The 23,825-nt window shown below is 67.6% G+C and carries 22 protein-coding genes; 4 read left to right on the top strand and 18 right to left on the bottom strand.

The window, feature by feature from the left end; genetic code table 11:
- The first annotated feature begins 208 nt into the window (after positions 1-208).
- The 3 genes from KY49_RS26805 to KY49_RS26795 are packed head-to-tail and all read left to right on the top strand — an operon-like array spanning position 209 to position 3,303.
- The gene (locus tag KY49_RS26805; RefSeq protein WP_042587446.1) at positions 209-1,288 is read left to right on the top strand and encodes an acyltransferase family protein; all 1,080 of its coding nucleotides are present in this window, start codon (positions 209-211) and stop codon (positions 1,286-1,288) included.
- Positions 1,289-1,319: 31 nt separating this feature from the next.
- Complete coding sequence (gene gmd, locus KY49_RS26800; RefSeq protein ID WP_042587445.1) at positions 1,320-2,363, top strand: GDP-mannose 4,6-dehydratase; 1,044 nt, start codon at positions 1,320-1,322, stop codon at positions 2,361-2,363.
- Positions 2,350-3,303 (top strand): NAD-dependent epimerase/dehydratase family protein, encoded by a 954-nt coding sequence (locus KY49_RS26795; protein ID WP_042587444.1) that lies wholly within the window; start codon positions 2,350-2,352, stop codon positions 3,301-3,303. The genes gmd and KY49_RS26795 overlap by 14 nt, the downstream gene beginning before the upstream one ends.
- A gap of 54 nt (positions 3,304-3,357) precedes the next feature.
- Here KY49_RS26795 and KY49_RS26790 read toward each other — a convergent pair whose 3' ends face one another.
- The 13 genes from KY49_RS26790 to KY49_RS39050 all read right to left on the bottom strand — a co-directional run bounded on the left by KY49_RS26790 (position 3,358) and on the right by KY49_RS39050 (position 17,264).
- On the bottom strand, positions 3,358-4,548 hold the full coding sequence (locus KY49_RS26790) for an O-succinylhomoserine sulfhydrylase (RefSeq protein ID WP_042587443.1): 1,191 nt from the start codon (positions 4,546-4,548) through the stop codon (positions 3,358-3,360).
- Positions 4,549-4,782: 234 nt separating this feature from the next.
- A complete protein-coding gene (purF, locus tag KY49_RS26785) occupies positions 4,783-6,318 on the bottom strand; it encodes an amidophosphoribosyltransferase (RefSeq protein ID WP_010089196.1) in 1,536 nt (511 codons plus the stop codon).
- A gap of 55 nt (positions 6,319-6,373) precedes the next feature.
- Positions 6,374-6,868: a CvpA family protein gene (locus KY49_RS26780; protein WP_010089195.1), complete on the bottom strand. Its 495-nt coding sequence runs from the start codon at positions 6,866-6,868 to the stop codon at positions 6,374-6,376.
- A 6-nt stretch (positions 6,869-6,874) separates the two neighbouring features.
- The gene (locus tag KY49_RS26775; RefSeq protein WP_042587442.1) at positions 6,875-7,714 is read right to left on the bottom strand and encodes an SPOR domain-containing protein; all 840 of its coding nucleotides are present in this window, start codon (positions 7,712-7,714) and stop codon (positions 6,875-6,877) included.
- A 29-nt stretch (positions 7,715-7,743) separates the two neighbouring features.
- Positions 7,744-9,054 (bottom strand): bifunctional tetrahydrofolate synthase/dihydrofolate synthase, encoded by a 1,311-nt coding sequence (gene folC / locus KY49_RS26770; RefSeq protein WP_042587441.1) that lies wholly within the window; start codon positions 9,052-9,054, stop codon positions 7,744-7,746.
- Between the two features lie 101 nt (positions 9,055-9,155).
- Complete coding sequence (gene accD, locus KY49_RS26765; RefSeq protein ID WP_010089191.1) at positions 9,156-10,028, bottom strand: acetyl-CoA carboxylase, carboxyltransferase subunit beta; 873 nt, start codon at positions 10,026-10,028, stop codon at positions 9,156-9,158.
- 76 nt (positions 10,029-10,104) lie between these two features.
- A complete protein-coding gene (gene trpA / locus KY49_RS26760; RefSeq protein WP_042587440.1) occupies positions 10,105-10,920 on the bottom strand; it encodes a tryptophan synthase subunit alpha in 816 nt (271 codons plus the stop codon).
- A 41-nt stretch (positions 10,921-10,961) separates the two neighbouring features.
- On the bottom strand, positions 10,962-11,813 hold the full coding sequence (locus KY49_RS26755; RefSeq protein WP_042587439.1) for a DNA-methyltransferase: 852 nt from the start codon (positions 11,811-11,813) through the stop codon (positions 10,962-10,964).
- A 9-nt stretch (positions 11,814-11,822) separates the two neighbouring features.
- The gene (gene trpB / locus KY49_RS26750; protein WP_042587438.1) at positions 11,823-13,016 is read right to left on the bottom strand and encodes a tryptophan synthase subunit beta; all 1,194 of its coding nucleotides are present in this window, start codon (positions 13,014-13,016) and stop codon (positions 11,823-11,825) included.
- A 62-nt stretch (positions 13,017-13,078) separates the two neighbouring features.
- Positions 13,079-13,771, bottom strand: coding sequence for a phosphoribosylanthranilate isomerase (locus tag KY49_RS26745; protein ID WP_042587437.1), 693 nt, complete (start codon positions 13,769-13,771; stop codon positions 13,079-13,081).
- Positions 13,768-14,580: a tRNA pseudouridine(38-40) synthase TruA gene (truA, locus tag KY49_RS26740; protein WP_042587436.1), complete on the bottom strand. Its 813-nt coding sequence runs from the start codon at positions 14,578-14,580 to the stop codon at positions 13,768-13,770. The genes KY49_RS26745 and truA overlap by 4 nt, the downstream gene beginning before the upstream one ends.
- On the bottom strand, positions 14,580-16,634 hold the full coding sequence (locus KY49_RS26735) for a FimV/HubP family polar landmark protein (RefSeq protein WP_042587435.1): 2,055 nt from the start codon (positions 16,632-16,634) through the stop codon (positions 14,580-14,582). The genes truA and KY49_RS26735 overlap by 1 nt, the downstream gene beginning before the upstream one ends.
- A gap of 507 nt (positions 16,635-17,141) precedes the next feature.
- A complete protein-coding gene (locus KY49_RS39050; RefSeq protein WP_269433327.1) occupies positions 17,142-17,264 on the bottom strand; it encodes a hypothetical protein in 123 nt (40 codons plus the stop codon).
- Between the two features lie 289 nt (positions 17,265-17,553).
- Between KY49_RS39050 and flgE the strand changes: the two genes are divergently transcribed.
- Complete coding sequence (gene flgE, locus KY49_RS26730; RefSeq protein WP_042587434.1) at positions 17,554-18,804, top strand: flagellar hook protein FlgE; 1,251 nt, start codon at positions 17,554-17,556, stop codon at positions 18,802-18,804.
- Positions 18,805-18,911: 107 nt separating this feature from the next.
- On the opposite strand, the gene asd is transcribed toward flgE, so the two are convergent.
- From asd to leuC, 5 genes are all read right to left on the bottom strand, one after another.
- A complete protein-coding gene (gene asd / locus KY49_RS26725; RefSeq protein ID WP_042587433.1) occupies positions 18,912-20,033 on the bottom strand; it encodes an aspartate-semialdehyde dehydrogenase in 1,122 nt (373 codons plus the stop codon).
- 82 nt (positions 20,034-20,115) lie between these two features.
- Positions 20,116-20,235: a hypothetical protein gene (locus tag KY49_RS26720; RefSeq protein WP_042587432.1), complete on the bottom strand. Its 120-nt coding sequence runs from the start codon at positions 20,233-20,235 to the stop codon at positions 20,116-20,118.
- A gap of 97 nt (positions 20,236-20,332) precedes the next feature.
- A complete protein-coding gene (gene leuB / locus KY49_RS26715; RefSeq protein ID WP_042587431.1) occupies positions 20,333-21,400 on the bottom strand; it encodes a 3-isopropylmalate dehydrogenase in 1,068 nt (355 codons plus the stop codon).
- 74 nt (positions 21,401-21,474) lie between these two features.
- Entirely contained in the window at positions 21,475-22,125 is a 651-nt protein-coding gene (gene leuD / locus KY49_RS26710; protein ID WP_010099619.1) for a 3-isopropylmalate dehydratase small subunit, read from the bottom strand.
- Positions 22,126-22,136: 11 nt separating this feature from the next.
- Positions 22,137-23,546, bottom strand: coding sequence for a 3-isopropylmalate dehydratase large subunit (gene leuC, locus KY49_RS26705; protein WP_010099618.1), 1,410 nt, complete (start codon positions 23,544-23,546; stop codon positions 22,137-22,139).
- Between the last annotated feature and the right edge of the window lie 279 nt (positions 23,547-23,825).

Below are 23,825 nucleotides of genomic sequence, written 5' to 3'. Positions count from 1 at the left end.
GAGGCGGCAAGAACGACCGCCCGATGCGCTCGAAGCTGTAGAAAATGCCGCGCCGGAGCGTCCGGCCCAGGCATCCCGGCCGGGAAGTTATGTTCAAGCAATGCGCGTGAAAGGAAATCGGATGATTTCCATCAACCCAATGACGCGCGTTTTTTTGCCGATTTCTTTTCCCTAGAATCGATTTCGATTCGATATATCACCTAATCGCATGAATGACGTTCACGCATCGATTGCGCGGCGCGCCGCCGACACGCCCGTGCCGCACCACGGCCGCATCGTCCAGCTCGACGGGCTGCGCGCGATCGCCGTGGGCGCGGTGTTCCTGCAGCATGCGCTGAAGGCGCCGCTGTGGATGGGCGTCGACCTGTTCTTCGTGCTGAGCGGGCTGCTGATCACCGGCATCCTGCTCGAGCGCAAGGCGCGCGGGCAGTCCTACTTCAGCCATTTCTACGCGCGGCGCGTGCGCCGCATCCTGCCGCCGTACGGGCTGCTGCTCGTCGTGTCGACGCTGCTGTTCGGCGCGAGCTGGCTGCCGCACTGGCCGTGGTTCGCGTTCTTCTCGACCAACATCGGGCTGTCGCTCGGCAGCATCGGCCACGACAGCCTCAACGTGCTGTGGTCGCTCGCGGTCGAGGAGCAGTTCTACATCTTCTGGCCGTTCGTCGTGCTGTGGTGCTCGGAGCGCGCGCTGCTGTGGATCGCGGCCGCGCTGATCGTCGCGGCGCCGGTGCTGCGCGCGATCGCGACGCCGTGGTTCGATTCGTTCTGGCCGATCTACTACCTGACGCCGTTCCGCATGGACCTGCTCGCCGCGGGCGCGCTGCTCGCGATCGTGCTGCGCCGCGACCGGCGCGCGCTGGAGCCGTTCTACCCGCTTGCGATCGCCGGCGCGCTCGTGTCGCTCGCGATCCTCGGCTGGCTGCACCTGTCGTTCCCGCGCTTTCGCGCGGCGAACACGCCGCTGTCGAACGCGGCGCTCTACAGCGTCTCGCTGCTGCTGTGCACGTCGATCGTCGTGATCGCGCTGCGCGGCCGCGGCCTCGTGCAGCGCGTGCTGACGAACCCCGCGCTCGTCTACGTGGGCGCCGTCAGCTACACCGTGTACCTGATCCACCTGAGCGTGCTGTACGCGCTCTGGCCGCTGCACCTGAACCGCTACCTCACCGCCGTGCTCGCGCTCGCGATCACGCTCGCGTATGCGAGCGCGAGCTGGTACGGCTTCGAGCGGCGCCTGACGCGCGGCCCCGTGCGCAGCGCATTGCCGGCGGCGGCGCGCACCACCGCCTGATTTTCTCCATCGTTTCGACTAGGACATCGCCATGAGCCAAACTCGCAAGGCCATCATTACCGGGGTGACGGGGCAAGACGGCGCCTACCTGACCAAGCTGCTGCTCGACAAGGGCTACCAGGTCACGGGCACCTATCGCCGCACCAGCTCGGTCAATTTCTGGCGCATCGCCGAGCTCGGCGTCGACACGCATCCGAACCTCACCCTCGTCGAGCACGACCTGACCGACGCCGGCTCGAGCCTGCGCCTGCTCGAACGCACGCAGCCGGACGAGCTCTACAACCTGGCCGCGCAGAGCTTCGTCGGCGTGTCGTTCGACCAGCCGTCGACGACCGCCGAGGTGACCGGCCTCGGCACGCTGAACCTGCTCGAGGCGATCCGCGTCGTCACGCCGAAGACGCGCTTCTACCAGGCTTCGACGTCCGAAATGTTCGGCAAGGTGCAGGCGATTCCGCAGACGGAAACCACCGCGTTCTACCCGCGCAGCCCGTATGGCGTCGCGAAGCTGTTCGCGCACTGGACGACCGTGAACTACCGCGAGTCGTACGGCCTGTTCGGCAGCAGCGGGATCCTGTTCAACCACGAGTCGCCGCTGCGCGGCCGCGAATTCGTCACGCGCAAGATCACCGACACCGTCGCGAAGATCAAGCTCGGCAAGGCGACGCGCCTCGAGCTCGGCAACCTCGACGCGAAGCGCGACTGGGGCTTCGCGCTCGAATACGTCGAAGGGATGTGGCGGATGCTGCAGGTCGACGAGCCCGACACCTACGTGCTCGCGACCAACCGCACCGAGACCGTGCGCGACTTCGTGCGGATGGCGTTCGCGGCCGCCGGCTACCAGATCGAATGGTCCGGCAAGGGCGAGCAGGAGCGCGGCCTCGACGCGGCGACGGGCAACGTGCTCGTCGAGGTGAATCCGAAGTTCTACCGGCCGGCCGAAGTCGACCTGCTGATCGGTTGCGCGGACAAGGCCAAAGCCAAGCTCGGCTGGGCGCCGAAGACGACGCTCGAACAACTTTGCCAGATGATGGTCGAAGCGGATTTGACGCGCAATCGCCACCATGACACGTATTGAACCCTCGTCGCGCCGTGCGTTCGTCACGGGCCTGACCGGCTTCACCGGCCGCTACATGGCGCAACGCCTCGAAGCGGCCGGCTACGAGGTGTGGGGCACGACGGCGCCCGGCGCGCCGCTGCCCGACGATCCGGCGCTCGCGAACTGCACGCTGCTGAGCGTCGACCTGCTCGATGCGGACGCGCTGCGCGCCGCGGTTGCCGATGCGCGGCCCGACGCGGTCGTGCACCTCGCCGCGCGCGCGCACGTCGCGCAGGACGATCCGGCGCAGACGTACCAGGTCAACATCGTCGGCACGCGCAACCTGCTGGCCGCCGTCGCGGGCCTCGACCGCCGCCCGTCCGCGGTGCTGCTCGCGAGCAGTGCGAACGTCTACGGCAACGCGACGCCCGGCGTGCTCGACGAAACCGTCGCGCCCGCGCCCGCGAACGACTACGCGGTCAGCAAGCTCGCGATGGAATATGCGGCGAAACTGTGGCGCGACCGGTTGCCGATCGTGATCGCGCGCCCGTTCAACTACACGGGCGTCGGCCAGAGCGAAGCGTACCTGCTGCCGAAGCTCGTCGCGCACTATGCGCGCAACGAACCGCGCATCTCGCTCGGCAATCTCGGCGTGAGCCGCGATTTCTCGGACGTGCGCGACGTGACGGCCGCCTACCTGCGGCTGATCGAGGCGGCGCCGGCCGGCGAGACGTTCAACGTCTGCTCGGAACGCGCGTATTCGCTGAAGGAAGTGCTGGCGATGCTGTCGCGCATCGCGGGCTACGTGATCGACGTGACGGTCGATCCGCGCTTCGTGCGGGACAACGAAGTGAAGAGCCTGAGCGGCTCGCGCGCCAGGCTGCGGCGCGCGGTGGGCGAGCTGCCCGTCACGCCGCTCGACGAGACGTTGCGCTGGATGGTGGACGCGATGCGCGGCATGCAGGCCGCGCACGCCTGACACGTCCCGCGGGTGGCAAGCGTCGTCAACCGCCCGCCACGCCGCGTGCCACGCTCAGCCTTCGAGCCCGCGCGCGAGATCGCGGCGCAAGTCCGTCGCGTCTTCGAGACCGACCGCGAGCCGGATCAGCCCTTCGGTGATCCCCGCCGCCGCACGCGCTTCCGGCGTGATGCGGGCGTGCGTGGTGGTGGCCGGATGGGTGATCGTCGTGCGCGTGTCGCCGAGGTTGCCGGTGATCGAAATCAGCTTCGTGCCGTCGATCACGCGCCACGCGTTCGCACGCTGCTGCTCGGGCGTGTCGCCCTTCAGCTCGAACGATACGATCGCGCCGCCCGCCTTCTGCTGGCGCTTCGCAAGTGCGTGCTGCGGATGCGATTCGAGCCCCGGATAGAACACGCGCGCGACGGCCGGATGCGCATCGAGCCAGCGCGCGATCTCCAGTGCGTTCGCCGACTGCCGCTCGACGCGCAGCGACAGCGTCTCCATCCCCTTCAGCAGCACCCACGCATTGAACGCGGACAGCGTCGGCCCCGCGCTGCGCACGAACGGGAACACCTTGCCCATGATGAATTCCTTCGAGCCGACCAGCGCGCCGCCGAGCACGCGGCCCTGGCCGTCGAGGAACTTCGTCGCCGAGTGCATCACGACGTCCGCGCCGAGCTTCAGCGGCTGCTGCAGCACCGGGCTGCAGAAACAGTTGTCGACGACGAACAGCGCGTTCGCCGCCTTCGCGATCCTGCCGATCGCTTCGATGTCGGCGAGCTCGGTCAGCGGATTCGACGGCGTCTCGAGGAAGAACATCTTCGTTTCCGGACGCACCGCTTCCTGCCACGCGTTCAGGTCGGTCGGATCGACGAAGGTCGTCGTGATGCCGAACTTGCTGAAGATCTGCGAGAACATCCCGAGCGTCGAGCCGAACAGGCTGCGCGAGCTGACGAGGTGGTCGCCCGCCTGCAGCGCGGCCATCACGACCGACATGATCGCGGCCATCCCCGACGCGGTCGCGATGCACGCCTCGCCGCCCTCGAGCGCCGCGAGGCGGTCCTGGAACATCGTCACGGTCGGATTGGTGAAGCGCGAATACGTGAAATAGTCTTCCGAGTTCGCGAAGCGCTCGGCCGCCTCGGCCGCGCTCCTGAAGCAGAAGCTCGACGTGAGGAACAGCGCTTCCGAGTGCTCGTTGAAGTCGCTGCGCAGCGTGCCCGCGCGCACGGCAAGCGTGTCGAAGTTGAGGGAGTCGTCCATGTTCCGTTTTCCGTTTTCGATGTCCGTGCTGCGCCGCACGGACCAGACCAAACAAAAAAGCCCGCCATGCGTCAGCATCAGCGGGCTTCGTGCGGTACGACAGCGGTCGACTCGGGCCGGCTGCCGCCGGCCTTCGCTTTAGCTGTTTTGGGATGAAGCCCCGCGTCCGCAAGCTGAAATCAAATCGACGCAAGGCCACATCCTATCACGCCTGTACGACGGCGTGCAGCGGCGTCACTCGACCGACAGCTGCAGGTTCATCTGCGAGCGCGCGGCGCCGTCGCCGCTCGTGTCGCGGTCCGCCTGCGACGCCGGCGCGAGACGCGCGCGCTCGATCGAATCGAGATACTCGGGCGTCACGTTGCCGGTGATGTAGTTGCCGTCGAAGCACGACGCCTCGAAGCGCTCGAGCTTCGGGTTGATGTCGTGCACCGCGCGGCGCAGGTCGTCGACGTCCTGGTAGATCAGGTGGTCTGCGCCGATGATCTTCGCGACTTCGTCGTCGCTGCGGCCGTGCGCGACGAGCTCGCCGCGCGTCGGCATGTCGATGCCGTAGACGTTCGGGAATTTCACCGGCGGCGCCGCCGACGCGAAGATCACCGACTTCGCGCCCGCGTCGCGCGCCATCTGCACGATTTCGTGGGACGTCGTGCCGCGCACGATCGAGTCGTCGACGATCAGCACGTGCTTGTCCTTGAACTCGATGCTCATCGCGTTGAGCTTCTGGCGCACCGACTTCTTGCGCACCGCCTGGCCCGGCATGATGAACGTGCGGCCGACGTAGCGGTTCTTGAAGAAGCCTTCGCGATACTCGACGCCGAGCTTCGCGGCGACCTGCATCGCGGCCGGCCGCGACGAATCGGGAATCGGCATCACGACGTCGATCGGCACGTTCGGCAGCTCGCGCTTGATCTTCTCGGCCAGATAGTCGCCCATGCGCAGGCGCACGTTGTAGACCGGCACGCCGTCGAGGCACGAATCCGGACGCGCGAGATACACGTATTCGAACATGCACGGGTTGAGCGTCGGCGCATCCGCGCACTGCTGGCTGTGGAAGTTGCCGGCCTGGTCGATGAAGATCGCCTCGCCCGGCTGCACGTCGCGCACGAACTCGAAGCCGATGCCTTCGACCGCGACCGATTCCGACGCGAGCATCCATTCGGTGCCGTGCTCGGTTTCCAGCTTGCCGATGCAGAGCGGACGGATGCCGAACGGATCGCGGAACGCGAGCAGGCCGTAGCCGGCGATCAGCGACACGATCGCGTACGAGCCCTCCACGCGGCGATGGACGCCCGCGACCGCCTTGAACAGCGCGGCCGGATCGAGCTCGAGGCCCGTCGTCGACAGCTGCAGCTCGTGCGCGAACACGTTGAGCAGCACCTCGCTGTCGGAGTTCGTGTTGAGGTGCCGGCGGTCGATCCGGAACATCTCGTCCTTGAGCTGCTGCCAGTTCGTCAGGTTGCCGTTGTGCGCGAGGATGATCCCGAACGGCGCGTTCACGTAGAACGGCTGCGCCTCCGCCTCGCTCGACGCGGAACCGGCGGTCGGATAGCGGACCTGGCCGATGCCGTACGTGCCGGGCAGGCTGCGCATGTTGCGCGTGCGGAACACGTCGCGCACCATGCCGTTCGCCTTGTACATGTGGAAATTGCTGCCGTCCGCCGTCGCGATGCCTGCCGCATCCTGACCGCGGTGCTGCAGCAGCAGCAGGCTGTCATAGATCAGCTGGTTGACCGGGGATTGGGAGATAACACCTACGATGCCGCACATGGCATGTCCTTCTGAGAATACAAAAACGGTTCCGTCCTGCCCAGCCGCGCGGTGATCACACGCGCACGTACTGGGCCATGCCGTCGGGCAGGAGCGATTTCAGCCCGTGCACGCCCTCTTCGGCCAGCGGACGCAAAAGCGCATTGCGCCAGAATTCCTGTTTGGGCAGCTCGGTCAGCCCGGCCGCGGCGACCAGCAGCACCACCAGCACGCCGCCGCGCACGAGCCCGAACATCATGCCGAGCGACCGGTCGACGCCGCCGAGCCCCGTCACCTGCGCGATCCGCGACAGCAGCGCGTTCGCGACGCCGGCGACGAACACGACGCCGATCACGAGCAGCGCGAACGCGAGCACCCACTGCGTCAGCGCGCCGCCCGGCCAGGTTGCCGGGATATACGGCACCACGAGCCCGACGTAGCGGCTGGCGATCACGATCGCCGCGATCCAGCCGATCAGCCCGAAAATCTCCGAAACGAAGCCGCGCCACGCACCGCGCAGCGCGGACAACGCGATCACCGCCAATACAGCGTAGTCGAAAGCCGTCAGCATCGCGCGTTACTGGGTCAGCCCGGCTTCGCGCACCTTCGCGATCGCCGCGGACGCCGCCGCGCGATCCGCGAACGGGCCGGCACGCAACAGTGTAGCCGTGCTGCCGTCCGCTTGCTTGCGGTGCTCGACATATGCGGGCACGCCCGCCGATTTCAACTTGGTCGCCCAGGAGCGGGCCGTCGCGTCGTCCTTGAACGCGCCGAGCTGCACCGCGAAGCGCGCGCCGGCGGGCGACGACGGCGTCGCCGCGTCGCCGCCGTCATCGGCGTTCGCAACGGCCGCGGGCGCGGGCTTCGGCGCTGCCGGCCTGGCCGGTTGAGCGGGCGCGGCCGGCGCCGGAGCGGGCTTCGGCGCGACGCTTGCGGTGGTCGTGGCGGTGTCGGGTTTCGCCGCCGGCTTGGCGGCATCCCTCGCGGCGTCCGTCGCCGCGCCGGCAATGGCCGTGGCGGCCGTCTCGGACGCGGGCGGCTCGTCGTGCGCGACGCCTGCCTGCACGTCGGACGCATCCTCGTCGCGCGACGGGGCCGCATGGTGCGCGGGGCGGTTGGGAATGTCGATCGCGATGTCGTCGGTCACCGGCTTCGGGTGCGAATCAAGCACCATCGGCAGCACGATGACGGCGGCCACCACGAGCGCGATCGCGCCGACGAGTCGGCGGCGCGCGCGTTGCTTTTCTGGAAGGGTCGGATCGAGGAGCAGTGCGTCCGATTCCGGACGCTCGGTGCGGCGCGAGCGCCGCTCGACGCGTTCTGTGCGCTCGCTACGCACGTTCCGGGAGGTCCCGGTACGACCGCCGCGCCGGGTGGGCGCGTCGTCGTCTTTCTTGCCGAACGAGAAAATTCCCATGAATGGCTGAGTCCGAAACTGCCCGTCAGTCAGTGTTGCTGCGATTTACGATAGGCCATCACGCCAGCTACCGTATGGAAACTGCCGAAAACCACGATTCTATCATTCTCCGATGCTCTTTTTAGTGCATCGCGAAACGCATCGGCCGGCGACGCGTGGCACGTGACGCTCGAATCGGGGCCGTCCTCGACGCCCGCATGGCGCAATGCGGCTTCGAGCTGCCCGGCGCTCGCCGCGCGCGGCAGCGGCAGGTCCGTCACGCACCAGTGGTCGATCTCGCCCTTCAGATGCCGCAGCACGCCGTCGATGTCCTTGTCGTGCATCGCGCCGAACACCGCGTACGTGTACGGGAAGAAGCCCATGTTGCCGAGATTCTGCGCGAGCACGGCCGCCGCGTGCGGATTGTGCGCGACGTCGAGCACGATCGCCGGCTTGCCCGGCAGCACCTGGAAGCGGCCCGGCAGCTCGACGTTCGCGAGCCCGAGCCGGATGTCCTGCGCGGACACCGGCAGCACCGCGCGCAGCGATTCGAGCGCGGCGAGCGCCGCCGACGCATTGATCAGTTGATTCGCGCCGCGCAGCGCCGGGTAAGCGAGCGCCGGATAGCGCTTGTCGCGGCCGAGGTAGCTCCACTGCTGGCGCTCCGCGCCGGGCTGCGCCTCGTAGCGGAAATCGCGGCCGACGAGCCACAGGTCCGCGCCGATCGCTTCCGCGTGGTCGATCAGCGTTTGCGGCACGGCCGGATCGCCGCAGATCGCGGGCTTGCCCGGCCGGAAGATTCCCGCTTTCTCGAACGCGATCTGTTCGCGCGTATCGCCGAGGTATTCGGTGTGATCGATGTCGATGCTGGTGACGATCGCGCAGTCGGTGTCGATGATGTTGACCGCGTCGAGCCGGCCGCCGAGGCCGACTTCGAGGATCACCGCGTCGAGCCCGCGCGACGCGAACAGGTGCAGGATCGCGAGCGTCGTGAATTCGAAGTACGTGAGCGACACCGGCTCCGGCAGCGACGTGCGCGCGGCCTCGACGGCCTCGAAGTGCGGCAGCAGCGCGTCGTCGGCGACCGTCTCGCCGTTCACCCTCGCCCGCTCGTTGAACGCGAGCAGGTGCGGCGACGTGTGGCAGCCGACCTTGTAGCCGGCGCGCACGAGGATCGTCTCGAGGAACGCGCAGGTCGAGCCCTTGCCGTTGGTGCCGCCGACCGTGATCACCGGGCACGCGAATTCGAGCCCGAGCGCCGCCTTGACCTGGCCGATGCGGGTGAGGCCCATGTCGATGCCGACCGGGTGCGCGCGCTCGAGATGCGAAAGCCACGCGTCGAGAGTGGGAAAAGTGCTCATCGGATCAAATCTGAATCGGTACCGCCACTACGCAAAAAAACGAAGCGCGCCGCCTGGCGATCGAGCCAGGCGACGCGCGCGGTTCACACCCTCGGCGCCGGTCAGGCCAGCGCGTCGGCCGGCTGGCGCTGCAGCAGCGCGAGCAGTTGCGCGATCTCGTCGCGCAGCTTGCGACGGTCGACGATCATGTCGATCGCGCCCGTCTTCAGCAGGAATTCCGCGCGCTGGAAGCCTTCCGGCAGCTTCTCGCGCACCGTCTGCTCGATCACGCGCGGGCCGGCGAAGCCGATCAGCGCCTTCGGCTCGGCGATCACGACGTCGCCGAGGAACGCGAAGCTCGCCGACACGCCGCCCATCGTCGGATCGGTCAGCACCGAAATGAACGGCAGCTTCGCTTCCGCCAGCTTGGTCAGCATCGCGGTGGTCTTCGCCATCTGCATCAGCGACAGCAGGCTTTCCTGCATCCGCGCGCCGCCCGAAGCGGTGAAGCAGATGAACGGCACCTGCTGCTCGAGCGCGTTCTGCGCGCCGCGCGCGAAGCGCTCGCCGACCACCGAGCCCATCGAGCCGCCCATGAACGAGAACTCGAAGCACGCGGCGACGACCGGCAGCGTGTGGATCGCGCCGCCCATCACGACCATCGCGTCGGTCTCGCCGGTGTCTTCCATCGCTTCCTTCAGACGATCCGGATACTTGCGGCTGTCCTTGAACTTCAGCGAGTCGACCGGCACAATCTCCTGGCCGATCTCGTAGCGGCCTTCCGGATCGAGCAGCGCGTCAAGGCGCTCGCGCGCGCCGATCCGCATGTGGTGATCGCACTTCGGGCACACGTGCAGGTTCGCGTCCACGTCGTTGCGGTACAGCACGGCCTCGCAGGACGGGCACTTGACCCACAGGCCTTCCGGAATGCCCTTGCGGCTTTTCGGGTCGGTCTGCTTGATCTTCGGCGGCAACAGTTTGTCGAGCCAGCTCATCGTTTGATTTCCTGTTCCGTGGCAGGCCGGGCAACATGCGCCCGGACCCGCCTTCCTAGGTTGCTAGGTTGTTTATTTACGCGGCCGTCTTGCCCGCGCCGTCCAGCGCGGCGCGCACCTCGGCGACGAACGCCTTCAGCGCGGCGACTGCGCCTTCCGGCGCGGCGCTCTCGAGGAGCTGCACCAGACGGCTGCCGATCACGACGGCGTCCGACACTTCGGCCACCGCGCGCGCCGTTTCGGCGTCGCGGATGCCGAAGCCGACGCCCACCGGAACCGGCACACGCGACTTGATGGCCGGGATTTTACCCGCAATGCTCGAAACATCCAGATTTCCGGCGCCGGTCACGCCCTTGAGCGACACGTAATACACGTAGCCGCTCGCGATCTTGCCGACGTCCGCGATGCGCTCGTCGGTCGACGTCGGCGCGAGCAGGAAGATCGGATCGATCTGCGCGGCGCGCATTTTCTCCGCGAACACGCCCGCCTCTTCCGGGGGATAGTCGACGACGAGCACGCCGTCGACGCCGGCCGCATGCGCCTGCTCGGCGAACGCGTCGACGCCCATCCGCTCGATCGGGTTCGCATAGCCCATCAGCACGACGGGGGTCGTCTGGTTGGTCTCGCGAAAGCGCTTCACGTCGGCGAGCACGCGCTTCAGCGTGACGCCGCGTTCGAGCGCGCGCTCCGACGAGCGCTGGATCACGGGGCCGTCGGCCATCGGGTCCGAGAACGGCACGCCGAGCTCGATCACGTCCGCGCCGCCTTCGGCGAGCGCGTGCATGAAGTCGACGGTCTTCGCGGGATCGGGGTCGCCCGCGGTGATGAACGGGATCAGGCCCTTGCGGCCTTGTTCGGCGAGCGCTGCGAAGGTCTGCTGGATACGGGACATGGCAATTTTCCTCGATTCGTTCGGCGAAACGGCGGCGCGACTCACGCGCACGCCTGCGCGTCGAGCGCGGCAATGCGCTCGTGCGCGATCGCGCAATAACTTTCGTTGATCTCGTAGCCGACGAAGTCGCGCCCCTGCCTTGCGCAGGCCACCGCGGTCGTGCCGCTGCCCATGAACGGGTCGAGCACGCGGCCGCCCGGCGGGCAGCTCGCGAGCACCATCCGCTCGATGATTTCCAGCGGCTTCTGGGTCGGATGATCGACGCGCTCCGCGTGCTGCCGGTGCAGGCGCGAGACCGACCAGACGTCCTTCGGGTTGTAGCCCATCTCCAGCCACTTGCTGCCTTCGAACAGCTTGCGCGAGCGGGCCTTCTTCGTATCGGCGTCGTACGGGATGCGGACCGGATCGAGATCGAAGTAATACGCTTTCGACACCGCGAAAAAGCCGATGTTGTCGTGCACCGACGTGAAGCGGCGCGTCGTGCCGCCCATGCTCGGCACGCGCCGGTCCCAGATGATCTCGTTGACCATCGTGAGCTTCGTCTTCAGGAAGCTGAAGATCTCCGGCGCATACTGCCACGTGCAGAACACGTACATCGACCCGCTCGGCTTGAGCTTCGGAATCGCCAGCTCCAGCCATGCGCGCGTCCACGCGAGGTGGTCGTCGCCCGAACGCTTGTCCGAGTCGTTGCCGTAGTCCTTGCCGAGCCCGTACGGCGGATCGGCGACGATCAGGTCGATCGACGCGTCCGGCAAACGGGCGGCTTCGGTCATGAAATCGCGGTTGTGCAATTCGATGCCGGCGCGCAGCGCGCGCGGCTCGGCAACGGCGGCTTGCACCGCCTGCGCTTCGCTCGCGGCGCCGCCCGCCGGCTCTTCGATCAGGTCACGCATCGGTCGGGGTCAGAGCGAAATGTCCGATCGCTCGGCGACCGTGTGCATGTCCTTGTCGCCGCGGCCCGACAGGTTGACGAGCAGGATCTTGTCCTTCGGCAGCGTCGGCGCGAGCTTCACGCCATACGCGATCGCGTGGCTCGATTCGAGCGCTGGGATGATCCCCTCGATCCGGCAGCAGTCGTGGAACGCCTTCAGTGCTTCCTCGTCGGTGATCGGCACGTACTGCGCGCGGCCGCTGTCCTTCAGCCATGCGTGCTCGGGGCCGACGCCCGGATAGTCGAGGCCCGCCGACACCGAATGCGTCTCGATGATCTGGCCGTTGTCGTCCTGCAGCAGGTACGTGCGGTTGCCGTGCAGCACGCCGGGGCTGCCGGCGATCAGCGACGCCGCGTGATGGCCCGTGTCGAGCCCGTCGCCCGCCGCCTCGACGCCGATCAGCTGCACCGACGCGTCGTCGATGTACGGATAGAAGATGCCCATCGCGTTCGAGCCACCGCCGACGCAGGCGATCACCGCGTCCGGCTGCCGGCCCGCGAGCTCGGGCATCTGCACCTTGCACTCGTCGCCGATCACGCGCTGGAAGTCGCGCACCATCATCGGGTACGGGTGCGGGCCCGCCACCGTGCCGATGATGTAGAACGTGTTCTCGATGTTCGTGACCCAGTCGCGCATCGCTTCGTTGAGCGCGTCCTTCAGCGTGCGCGAGCCCGATTCGACCGGCACGACCGTAGCGCCGAGCAGCTTCATCCGGTAGACGTTCGCGGCCTGGCGGCGCACGTCCTCGGCGCCCATGTAGACGACGCACTCCATCCCGAAGCGCGCGCAGATCGTCGCGGTCGCGACGCCGTGCTGGCCGGCGCCCGTCTCGGCGATCACGCGCTTCTTGCCCATCCGCTTCGCGAGCAGCGCCTGGCCGATCACGTTGTTGATCTTGTGCGCGCCGGTGTGGTTCAGGTCTTCGCGCTTCAGGTAGATCTGCGCGCCGCCGAGCGTGTCGCTCCAGCGCTGCGCGTGGTAGATCGGCGACGGACGGCCGACGAAGTGCTTCAGCTCGCGCTCGAATTCGGCGACGAAGCCGGGATCGTGCTGGAATTTCTTGTACGCCGCGCGCAGCTCGTCCAGCGCGTGAATCAGCGTCTCGGCGACGAACACGCCGCCATACGGGCCGAAATGGCCGCGATCATCAGGAAGGTTGTACATGGTGTCACTCTCGATCGGCCGGTGGGCGCCCCGCTTCCTGGGGGCCGCCGCACCGGCATGCATCACCCGGCGTCCGCTTCGCGCACCGCGCGCACGAACGCCGCCATCCGGGCGTGATCCTTCACGCCCTTTGCGCCCTCCACTTCGATGCCGCTCGAGACATCGACAGCGAAAGGACGCAGCTGGCGGATCGCGTCACCGACGTTTTGCGCGTTCAAGCCACCACTCAAAACGGCCCGACGCGCGAGCTCTGCGGGAATAAGTGACCAATCGAAGACCTTGCCGCTGCCGCCGTAGTCCGGCACGAGGGTGTCGAACAGGAGGCCGCGCGCTTTCGAATAATGAAGTGCCGATTCTACCAAATCGGCCGACTGCGTCGAGGGGCCGACACGCACCGCGCGCAGCCACGGCAGCCGCGCCGCACGGCCGAGCGCGTCGCATTGCTCCGGCGTTTCGTCTCCGTGGAACTGCAGCAGCGTCAGCGGCACGTCGCGCACCACCGCCTCGATCTCGTCGGCCGTCGCGTTCACGAACAGGCCGACGACCGACACGAACGGCGGCGCGAGGCGCGCCAGCTCCGCCGCCTGCGCGATCGTCACCGCGCGCGGGCTCTTCGGGTAGAACACGAGGCCGATCGCGTCGGCGCCGAGCGCCGCCGCGTGCAGCACGTCGTCGGGGCGCGACAGGCCGCACAGCTTGATGCGCGTGCGCGGCGGCGCAGCGGCGGGATCGAAAGAGCGCGCGGTGTCGGTCATGGTTGTGGATCCAGATCAGCCCAGACGCCGCTCCACGGCACGCTGCCGAGCTGCGCGGACGGGACGGCGAATTCCGCCGGGTAGCCGACGTGGGCGAGATACAGCCCGTCGGCCATGAACGTGGGCGCCGCGCGGTTGCGGTCGCGCCCGGCCAGCACGTCCGCGATCCATTCGGCCGGATAGCGGCCGCGGCCGACCGCGACGAGGCAGCCCATCAGGTTGCGCACCATGTGGTGCAGGAACGCGTTGGCGCGGAACCGGAAATGCAGGAAGTGGCCCGCGCGCCGGATGTCGATCTGGTACAGGTGCTTGACCGGCGTCTTCGACTGGCATTCCGACGACCGGAACGCCGAGAAGTCGTGCTCGCCGATCAGGTGCGCCGCGGCCGCGCGCATCGCGTCGTCGTCGAGCGGCGTGTGGATCCAGCCGGCGCGCGCGTCGAGCATCGGCGAGCGCACCGGATGCACGTACAGCGCGTAGTAGTAGGTGCGCTCGAACGCCGAGAAGCGCGCGTGGAATGCGTCCGGCATCGGCTTCGCCCATTGCACCGCGACCGTCGACGGCAGGAACGCGTTGGTGCCGCGGACCCACGAGAAGTCGGCGCGATCCAGCTCGGTGTCGAAGTGCACGACCTGCCCGAGGCCGTGCACGCCGGTGTCGGTGCGCCCCGCCACCGTCGTATGCAGCGGCGTCTGCGCGAACTCGGCCAGCGCGCGCTCGAGCGCGTCCTGCACGGTCTTGCCGTGCGGCTGCGACTGCCAGCCGCAAAACGCCGCGCCGTCGTATTGGATGCCCAGCGCGATCCGCATCACGCCTCGTCCGCCAGTTTCGCCAGCAGCGCGCGCGCGTCGTCGCGCGTCGCGGCGTCGTTCGCGTCGATCACTTCCTGCAGCAGCGTGCGTGCGCCGGCCAGATCGCCCAGCTCGACGTATTCGCCGGCGAGTTCGAGCTTGTTGCGCGCAATGCGCGCCAGCTCGTCCGGCGTGAGCGCAGGCGGCGCCACGCCGGGCGCGGCCGGCAGGTCGAGATCGAAATCGAGCTTCAGCGCGCCGAACTGCGCGCCGCCGAGCGGTGCGAACGCGGGCGCCGAGGACGTCGCGCCCGAACGGCCGGGCAGGGTCGCGCCGCCGTCCCATTCCGGCTCTTCTTCCTGCTCGGCAGGTTGTTCCGGGGTCTGGTCGCCAGCACCAACCGGCGGGCGCGTGGCGGATTGACCGTTAGTTGCGCTCTTGTCGTCGACAAAAAGCCCTGCCTTCGGGGCCGGTTCGGTCGTCGACAGCGACGCTTCGTCCGACACGCGCGGCGGCAGCGGCATGTCGAGACTGTCGAGCGCGGCGATCGCGCTCTGCATCAGCGCTTGGTGCGTGTCCGCCGCCGGGGCGGCCGGCGCGTCAGACGGTGCGTGGGCAGGCGCTTCGAGCGGCTTGTCGGCTGGCGCGTTGGCCGTGGCATCGGTCGGCTGCTCGTCGTGGACGGCGTCCGCCGCTTGCGCCACCTCGCCCGCCTCCTGCGCGTGCGGCGTGGAATCGGCATGGCCAGGCTCGGCGGACAACGACGCCACCTGAGCGTCGTGGGCTTCGTGCGCCTCCACAGTCTCCACCGCCTCCGCGGTCGCGGCCGCCAGATGCACGTCGGCTGCCGCATCGCGCGACACCGGCGTCTCGGGCTGGATCGGCAACGCCTCCACGACCGACGGCTTCACGTCGTCGGCGCCGGAAGCCGCCTCGGCAGCGCCGCGCCGCGCGTTGCGGCGCTTGCGCCACATGAAGCCGGCCACCAGCAGCGCCGCTGCCGCGCCGGCCGCGGCAACGGGGCGCCAGTCGACCCGCCCGGCCGCGCCGGTCGTCGTCACCGGACGCACCGGCGGCGTCTGCGGTTGCGCCGCACTTGCCGCGCCGCCGGTCGCCGCGGCCTCGCTGGCGCCCGGCGCAGCGGCGGACGCGTCTGCGTCGCCGGCCGCCGGACGCGGCGCGGACGGTGCCTGCGGACGCCCCGCGTCGGCCGCCGCGCCGGTTGCGGCCGGCTTGCCGATCCCGTGTTTCTGCAGTTCCATCAGCACGCGATTCTTCAGTGCGAGCAACTGTTGCAGACTGGACGGACGCGCCTGCGACGCGGCCGCCACCGGCGCCGCGCCCGGGGCGGCATGCGAGCCGGCCGCCGGAACGCCCGGCGTCGACGGCGCAACCGCTTCGCTGGCAGACGACGGCGCAGCCTGAATCGAGCCGCTCCACACGTGCGGCCCGCTAGCGCCGGCCTGCTGCGCCGCAGGCTCGGCGCCGGGCCCGGACGCGCCGTGCGCGGCGGACGCGCCGACGGCAGCCGACGCGCCTGCGGTTGCCGCCGCCGCATGCGCGTCGCTCGTCTGCGCCGGATGAACGGCGGATGCCGCGGGCGCGCCCTGCACCGCCGACGCCGCATGCGCCGCCGAAGCGGGATGCGGCGCGGACGCCGCGCCGGCGGACGCCGCCGTCGTCACGGAAGCCGCCGACGCGCCGGACGCGCCGGACGCGATCGCCGCGCCCGTCGCATCGAGCGCCGGCACCGTCAGCGCCGCGCCGAGCTTCAGGCGGCTCGGATCGCGCTTCATGAACGCCTGCGGATTCGCGTCGAACAACGCGCGCCCGGCCCGGGCGATCACGCCGGGATCGTGCGACTGCGTGGCCGCAATCGCGATGTCGTTCAGGGACTGGCCCGGCTGGACCGTGATCGTGAGCGGCGCGGCAGCGCCGGCAGCGGTCGCCGCGGTGTCGCTGGCGCCGGCCGCCCAGGCCGGCGCGACGGCGCCGAGCGCGAGGATCGCCAGCACGCCGCTCACGGCGCGCGACAGACGGGACTGACGCGGAAACAAGGAAATTCGGGACATCGTTGGCTCTATCGCCACGCTGGCGCGCGGCTCGGATTCGCGTTTGGAAGCGTCAAAAAAAGTCGCCGCAGAAATGCAAAAGCGCCGCGCAGAACGCGACGCTTTCCGCTGGTCTGCGCGTCGTAACCGCGTAGTTTACTTCACGCGCCCGGATTCGGGCCGAATTCGTCCCCGGTTGCCGCGCACCGGCCCGCACGCACGCGGCGTTTCAGGCGGCGCCAGCACGGTCCGGCGGCACAATCGGGGCCGCCCCGCCCGGTTCGCAAACAAAACGTCGGCAATTGCGGCAGCTCCCTACATTAACCTCCTGCCGGGAACGAATCCACCGGCTTATACTCCGCGACGCATCCTCTCCTCGTGCCAAAGGAATCGATGCAAGAAAGCTCCGGCCGCGCAAGCGGTTCGGGGCTTTCACGTTTTTGCGCCGGGCATTTCGCGCGCGACCCGCGCCGCCCCCAAACCGCCGGCGAAAACCCGCAGCCCGAGAACAAAGCGTCATCTCCACTATCAATAATTCGCCGCGCCTGCCGTTAATGAAATCAAGGCATAAAATTCAAATAAATCCAGCCCCAGCACCCGAATCACATTCAAAACCATTTCAATCGATCGATAAGAAGTCAATTCTTCCATCTAATCGACGAATTGACCATTCACCCCATCAAATCTCCCGCCCAGCAAGGCTCCCAAGCCCATCAGAGCTCCCCCAACCCCCTCAAAAATCGACCTTTCGTTTGCTATTCATCCGCATTACACAAATTTACACAAATTCGAGAACGATCACCGCTACGATCAACCGCAAATAAGAATCAGCGCAATTCGACCATCACGATCGGCCGGACTGACGCGACGAGATTTCAGGGAGTTTTACCGTGCAGTCGCGCGACTGCATTCCTTTACCAGCTCGTTACGGGGACCGAACATGGGCTATCAGCAAGGCTTGAGCGGGTTGGCCGGCGCGTCGAACAATCTCGACGTGATCGGCAACAACATCGCGAACGCGAACACGGTCGGCTTCAAGCAAAGCCGCGCGCACTTCTCCGACATGTATGCGAACTCGGTCGCGACGTCGGTCAACACCCAGATCGGTATCGGCACGGGGCTCGCGTCGATCGATCAGCAGTTCGGCCAGGGCACGATCAACACGACGGGCAACGCGCTCGACGTCGCGATCAACGGCAACGGCTTCTTCCAGATGTCGAACAACGGCGTGGTCACGTATTCGCGCGACGGCACGTTCCATCGCGACAAGAACGGCTTCATCGTCGACTCGCACGGCCGCAACCTGATGGGCTACAACGCGACCGCGGGCAGCGTGATCAACACCGCGGCCACCGTGCCGATGCAAGCGCCGACCACCAACCTCGCGCCGACCGCGACGACCAGGATCACCGGCCAGTTCAACCTGAATTCGCAGGACAAGGTGCCGGTCACGACGCCGTTCTCCGCGACCGACAGCACGACGTACAACTACATGACGTCGATCCAGGTGTACGACTCGCTCGGCGGCGCGCAGCAGGTCGACATGTATTTCGTGAAGAGCGGGGCGCCGGCGCCGGCCGGCACGTGGCAGGCGTATGCGGGCGTCAAGGGCCAGACGCCGACCAGTCTCGGCACCATCTCGTTCAACACGTCGGGCCAGATCGCGAGCACGACGCCGGTCGCGCCCGTCACCGGCTCGACCGGCCAGTTCCAGTTCACGATCCCGGCCACCGGCGGCTCCCTGACGCCGCAGAAGCTGACGCTCGACCTGACCGGCACGACCCAGTACGGCGGCAAGGACGGCGTGAACAACCTCGCGCAGGACGGCTTCGCGAGCGGCACGCTGACGACCTTCTCGATCGGCGCCGACGGCAAGCTGAGCGGCAACTACTCGAACGGCCAAAGCGCGGTGCTCGGCCAGATCGCGCTCGCGAACTTCAACAACCCGAACGGCCTCGTGAACCTCGGCGGCAACCAGTACGCGGAGTCCTCTGCGTCGGGCGTGCCGCAGATTTCCGCGCCGGGCAGCACGAACCACGGCGTGCTGCAGGGCAGCGCGCTGGAAAACTCGAACGTCGACCTGACGGTCCAGCTCGTCAACCTGATCACCGCGCAGCGCAATTACCAGGCGAACGCGCAGACGATCAAGACGCAGCAGGCCGTCGACCAGGCGGTGCTGAACATGCGCTGACGCGCACATGAAAAACGCGCCGCGCCGGACCGTGACATCGTCACGGCCGGCACGGCGCGCTTGTTGCGTGGACCATTCGGCCCGCGGGCCGAATGCCCCTTTCGGGCTTACTTGTCGAGCAGGATGCGCAGCATGCGGCGCAGCGGCTCGGCCGCGCCCCACAGCAACTGGTCGCCGACGGTGAACGCCGACAGGTATTCGCCGCCCATCGCGAGCTTGCGCAGGCGGCCGACCGGCACCGACAGCGTGCCCGTGATCTTCGCCGGCGACAGGTCGCGCATCGACGCTTCGCGCTCGTTCGGCACGACCTTCACCCAGTCGTTCGCCGACGCGAGGATGCCGTTGATTTCGTCGAGCGGCACGTCCTTGTTCAGCTTGATCGTCAGCGCCTGCGAGTGGCAGCGCATCGCGCCGATCCGCACGCACAGGCCGTCGACCGGGATCGAGCCCGGCTCGCCCATCGCCGGCTTGCCGAGGATCTTGTTGGTTTCCGCGCCGCCCTTCCACTCTTCCTTCGACATCCCGTTGCCGAGATCCTTGTCGATCCACGGAATCAGCGAGCCCGCGAGCGGCACGCCGAAGTGGCTGGTCGGCATCGCGTCGCTGTTCATCGCGGCCAGCACGCGGCGGTCGATGTCGAGGATCGCGGACGCCGGATCGGCCAGCTGTTCCTGCACCGCGCCGTTCAGCGCGCCCATCTGCGACAGCAGCTCGCGCATGTTCTGCGCGCCCGCGCCCGATGCGGCCTGGTAGGTCATCGCCGTCATCCAGTCGACGAGGTTCTCGCGGAACAGGCCGCCGAGCGCCATCAGCATCAGGCTGACCGTGCAGTTGCCGCCGATGAAGTTCTTCGTGCCCTTGACGAGCGCGTCCTTGATCACGTCGAGGTTGACCGGATCGAGGATGATGACCGCGTCGTCGTTCATCCGCAGCGACGACGCCGCGTCGATCCAGTAGCCGTTCCAGCCGGCCGCGCGCAGCTTCGGGAACACGTCGTTCGTGTAGTCGCCGCCCTGGCACGTGATGATCACGTCGCACTTCTTCAGCTCGTCGACGTTGGTCGCGTCCTTGAGCGTGGTCTCGTTTTTCGCGAACGACGGCGCCTTGCCGCCCGTGTTGCTGGTGCTGAAAAACACCGGTTCGATCAGGTCGAAATCGCCCTCTTCCTGCATGCGCTGCATCAGGACGCTGCCGACCATGCCGCGCCAACCTACGAGACCTACGTTCATGACTAACCCTTTGAATGGAGCTTCCCCGCCATTTCCGCCCCCGGCGTGACCGCGCGGGGAAACAGGCGGGCACGACGGACGATCAGCGTTTAATGATCGCTTTCGTGGTAATGGTTTTCGTGATGACGATGGCGCGCGTAACCGCACGGGCAGTGTTGCCGTGGAGTTTCAAGACCGGGGAGATCAGGGAAATCAGCGCCATCGCACGAGTCTACACAAACCTGTCTGGCCGCACAACGGCCAACCCGGCGCGAACGGGCCGTTTTTTCACGGCCGCGTTCGCACCCTTTACCGCCTTCTTACAGCGCCGCGACCACCGCGTCACCCATCGCGACCGTGCCGACCTGCCGGCAGCCCGGCGTCGCGATGTCGCCGGTGCGGTAGCCCTGCTCGAGCACCTTTTTCACCGCGCGCTCGATGCGATCGGCCTGCTCCGCGCGGTTCAGCGAGTAGCGCAGCAGCATCGCGGCCGACAGGATCGTCGCGAGCGGGTTCGCGATGCCCTTGCCCGCGATGTCGGGCGCCGAGCCGTGCGACGGCTCGTACAGGCCCTTGTTGTTCTTGTCGAGCGACGCCGACGGCAGCATGCCGATCGAGCCGGTCAGCATCGACGCCTCGTCGGACAGGATGTCGCCGAACATGTTGCCGGTCACGATCACGTCGAACTGCTTCGGCGCCTTCGCGAGCTGCATCGCCGCGTTGTCGACGTACATGTGCGACAGCTCGACGTCTGCGTACTCCTTCGACACGTCGATCATGACGTCGCGCCAGAACTGCGACGTCTCGAGCACGTTCGACTTGTCGACCGACAGCAGCTTCTTCGCGCGCTTGCGCGCAGCCTGGAACGCGACGTGCGCGATGCGGCGCACTTCCGGCTCCGAATAGCGCATCGTGTCGAAGCCCTCGCGCGCGCCGGCGAACGGGCCGTCGGGCGCAGCGCGCACGCCGCGCGGCTGGCCGAAGTAGATGTCGCCGTTCAGCTCGCGCACGATCAGGATGTCGAGGCCCGCGACCAGCTCCGGCTTCAGCGGCGACGCATCGACGAGCTGCGGATAGCAGATCGCCGGGCGGAAGTTCGCGAACAGCTCGAGATGCTTGCGCAGGCCGAGGATCGCCTGCTCGGGGCGCAGCGCGCGCTCGAGCGAGTCGTACTTCCAGTCGCCGACCGAGCCGAACAGGATCGCGTCCGCTTCCTTCGCGAGCTTCAGCGTCGCGTCCGGCAGCGGATGGCCGCTCGCCTCGTAGCCCGCGCCGCCGACCGGCGCTTCCTCGAGCTCGAACGTCTCGCCGAGTGCGTTCAGCACCTTCACCGCTTCCTTGACGATTTCCGGACCGATGCCGTCGCCGGGCAGCACTGCAATCTTCATGCGTTATTCCTGACTGGGTAGGTTGTGTATGCGAAGCGGCGCACGCACGGCGTGCGCCCGCTCGAAGGACGACGTCAGCCGACCAGCTTGTGGTTCAGCCACGGCTGCTTCGCGAGCCGCTCGGCTTCGAACTGGCGGATCTTGTCCGCGTGACGCAGCGTCAGGCCGATGTCGTCGAAGCCGTTCAGCAGGCAGTACTTGCGGAACGCGGCGACGTCGAACGCGTATTCGCGGCCGTCCGGCGCGCGCACGACCTGCGCGTCGAGATCGATCGTCAGCTGATAGCCGTTGAACGCGACCGTCTCGTTGAACAGGTGATCGACCTGCTGCTCGGTCAGCACGATCGGCAGCAGGCCGTTCTTGAAGCAGTTGTTGTAGAAGATGTCCGCGAAGCTCGGCGCGATGATCGCGCGGAAGCCGTACTGCTGCAGCGCCCACGGCGCATGTTCGCGCGAGCTGCCGCAGCCGAAGTTCTTGCGTGTGAGCAGGACCGACGCGCCCTGGTAGCGCGGCTGGTTCAGCACGAAGTCCGGGTTCAGCGGACGCTTCGAGTTGTCCTGGCCCGGCTCGCCGTGGTCGAGGTAACGCCATTCGTCGAACGCGTTCGGGCCGAAGCCGGTGCGCTTGATCGACTTCAGGAACTGCTTCGGGATGATCGCGTCCGTGTCGACGTTCTCGCGATCGAGCGGCGCCACGACGCCGGTATGCACTGTGAATTTTTCCATGATCCGTCCCGTTACCCCAGCTTGCGAATGTCGACGAAGTGGCCTTCGATCGCCGCCGCCGCCGCCATCGCGGGGCTGACGAGATGCGTGCGGCCGCCCGCGCCCTGCCGGCCTTCGAAGTTGCGGTTCGACGTCGACGCGCAGCGCTCGCCCGGCTCGAGGCGGTCGGCATTCATCGCGAGGCACATCGAGCAGCCCGGCTCGCGCCATTCGAAGCCGGCGTTCGTGAACACCTTGTCGAGCCCTTCGTGCTCGGCCTGCGCCTTCACGAGGCCCGAGCCCGGCACGACCATCGCGAGCCGCACGTTCGGCGCGATGCGGCGGCCGAGCTTCTTCACGACGTACGCGGCCGCGCGGATGTCCTCGATGCGCGCGTTCGTGCACGAGCCGATGAAGATCTTGTCGACGTTGATCGATTCGATCGGCGTGTTCGGCTCGAGCGCCATGTACGCGAGCGCGCGCTCCATCGCGTCGCGCTTGACCGGATCCTTCTCGCGTTCCGGATCGGGCACGCGGCCGTCGATCGACGTGACCATTTCCGGCGACGTGCCCCACGTGACCTGCGGGACGATCTCGGCCGCGTTCAGCTCGACGACGCGGTCGAACTGCGCGCCGTCGTCCGACGTGAACTGGCGCCAGTACTCGACGGCCTGGTCCCATTCCGCGCCGGTCGGCACGAACGGACGGCCTTTCAGGTAGTCGATCGTCGTGTCGTCGACGGCAACCATGCCGGCGCGCGCGCCCGCTTCGATCGCCATGTTGCAGACCGTCATCCGGCCTTCCATCGTCAGCGCGCGGATCGTCGAGCCGCCGAATTCGATCGCGTAGCCGGTGCCGCCCGCAGTGCCGATCTTGCCGATGATCGCGAGCACGATGTCCTTCGCGGTGCAGCCGCGCGGCAGTGCGCCGTCGACCTTCACGAGCATGTTCTTGCTCTTTTTCTGCAGCAGCGTCTGCGTCGCGAGCACGTGCTCGACTTCCGACGTGCCGATGCCGTGCGCGAGCGCGCCGAACGCGCCGTGCGTCGACGTGTGCGAATCGCCGCACACGATCGTCATGCCGGGGAGCGTCGCGCCCTGCTCCGGCCCGATGATGTGGACGATGCCCTGGCGCACGTCGTTCATCTTGAACTGGGTGATGCCGAAGCTGTCGCAGTTCGCGTCGAGCGTGTCGACCTGCAGCTTCGAGACCGGATCGGCGATGCCGTGGCTGCGGTCCGTCGTCGGCACGTTGTGGTCCGACACGGCCAGGTTCGCGCTGATGCGCCACACCGGGCGGTGCGCGATCTTCAGCCCTTCGAACGCCTGCGGGCTCGTGACTTCATGCAGCAGCTGACGGTCGATGTAGAGCAATGCCGTGCCGTCGTCCTCGGTGTGGACCACGTGGGTATTCCACAGTTTGTCGTAGAGAGTCTGTGCCATGGGTATGCGGGGTCGTTGTGACTTACAAGCCTTGCGGATGCGGTCGATTATGCCACGCAGAACGCGCCACGGCGCAGGCCGGAAGCGAAAAAACCCATTAAAAACAGTGGTTTGGCTGGTAGTGCCAATACCTGTATCGGCATTACCCGGCAATCGCGCGCGTGTTCATGCGCAGCGCGAACGATTTCTGCCCCGGGACGCCAGCCAGCACCACAATGCGCGCCGCAGAGTAACGTGAGGTGGCCCTGCACAACTACGCCGCCCTGTCGGCGACCGATT

Source organism: Burkholderia sp. MSHR3999 (assembly GCF_000833595.1).
GTDB lineage: Bacteria > Pseudomonadota > Gammaproteobacteria > Burkholderiales > Burkholderiaceae > Burkholderia > Burkholderia ubonensis.
The sequence above is the reverse complement of the archived record's forward strand: the minus strand, read 5'-3'. Positions and strand labels throughout refer to the sequence as shown.

Coding starts and splice junctions, on each gene's coding strand:
- KY49_RS26805 (WP_042587446.1), top strand. CDS start 209: ATGAATGACGTTCACGCATCGATTGCGCGGCGCGCCGCCGACACGCCC.
- gmd (WP_042587445.1), top strand. CDS start 1,320: ATGAGCCAAACTCGCAAGGCCATCATTACCGGGGTGACGGGGCAAGAC.
- KY49_RS26795 (WP_042587444.1), top strand. CDS start 2,350: ATGACACGTATTGAACCCTCGTCGCGCCGTGCGTTCGTCACGGGCCTG.
- KY49_RS26790 (WP_042587443.1), bottom strand. CDS start 4,548: ATGGACGACTCCCTCAACTTCGACACGCTTGCCGTGCGCGCGGGCACG.
- purF (WP_010089196.1), bottom strand. CDS start 6,318: ATGTGCGGCATCGTAGGTGTTATCTCCCAATCCCCGGTCAACCAGCTG.
- KY49_RS26780 (WP_010089195.1), bottom strand. CDS start 6,868: ATGCTGACGGCTTTCGACTACGCTGTATTGGCGGTGATCGCGTTGTCC.
- KY49_RS26775 (WP_042587442.1), bottom strand. CDS start 7,714: ATGGGAATTTTCTCGTTCGGCAAGAAAGACGACGACGCGCCCACCCGG.
- folC (WP_042587441.1), bottom strand. CDS start 9,054: ATGAGCACTTTTCCCACTCTCGACGCGTGGCTTTCGCATCTCGAGCGC.
- accD (WP_010089191.1), bottom strand. CDS start 10,028: ATGAGCTGGCTCGACAAACTGTTGCCGCCGAAGATCAAGCAGACCGAC.
- trpA (WP_042587440.1), bottom strand. CDS start 10,920: ATGTCCCGTATCCAGCAGACCTTCGCAGCGCTCGCCGAACAAGGCCGC.
- KY49_RS26755 (WP_042587439.1), bottom strand. CDS start 11,813: ATGCGTGACCTGATCGAAGAGCCGGCGGGCGGCGCCGCGAGCGAAGCG.
- trpB (WP_042587438.1), bottom strand. CDS start 13,016: ATGTACAACCTTCCTGATGATCGCGGCCATTTCGGCCCGTATGGCGGC.
- KY49_RS26745 (WP_042587437.1), bottom strand. CDS start 13,771: ATGACCGACACCGCGCGCTCTTTCGATCCCGCCGCTGCGCCGCCGCGC.
- truA (WP_042587436.1), bottom strand. CDS start 14,580: ATGCGGATCGCGCTGGGCATCCAATACGACGGCGCGGCGTTTTGCGGC.
- KY49_RS26735 (WP_042587435.1), bottom strand. CDS start 16,634: ATGTCCCGAATTTCCTTGTTTCCGCGTCAGTCCCGTCTGTCGCGCGCC.
- KY49_RS39050 (WP_269433327.1), bottom strand. CDS start 17,264: ATGGAAGAATTGACTTCTTATCGATCGATTGAAATGGTTTTGAATGTG.
- flgE (WP_042587434.1), top strand. CDS start 17,554: ATGGGCTATCAGCAAGGCTTGAGCGGGTTGGCCGGCGCGTCGAACAAT.
- asd (WP_042587433.1), bottom strand. CDS start 20,033: ATGAACGTAGGTCTCGTAGGTTGGCGCGGCATGGTCGGCAGCGTCCTG.
- KY49_RS26720 (WP_042587432.1), bottom strand. CDS start 20,235: ATGGCGCTGATTTCCCTGATCTCCCCGGTCTTGAAACTCCACGGCAAC.
- leuB (WP_042587431.1), bottom strand. CDS start 21,400: ATGAAGATTGCAGTGCTGCCCGGCGACGGCATCGGTCCGGAAATCGTC.
- leuD (WP_010099619.1), bottom strand. CDS start 22,125: ATGGAAAAATTCACAGTGCATACCGGCGTCGTGGCGCCGCTCGATCGC.
- leuC (WP_010099618.1), bottom strand. CDS start 23,546: ATGGCACAGACTCTCTACGACAAACTGTGGAATACCCACGTGGTCCAC.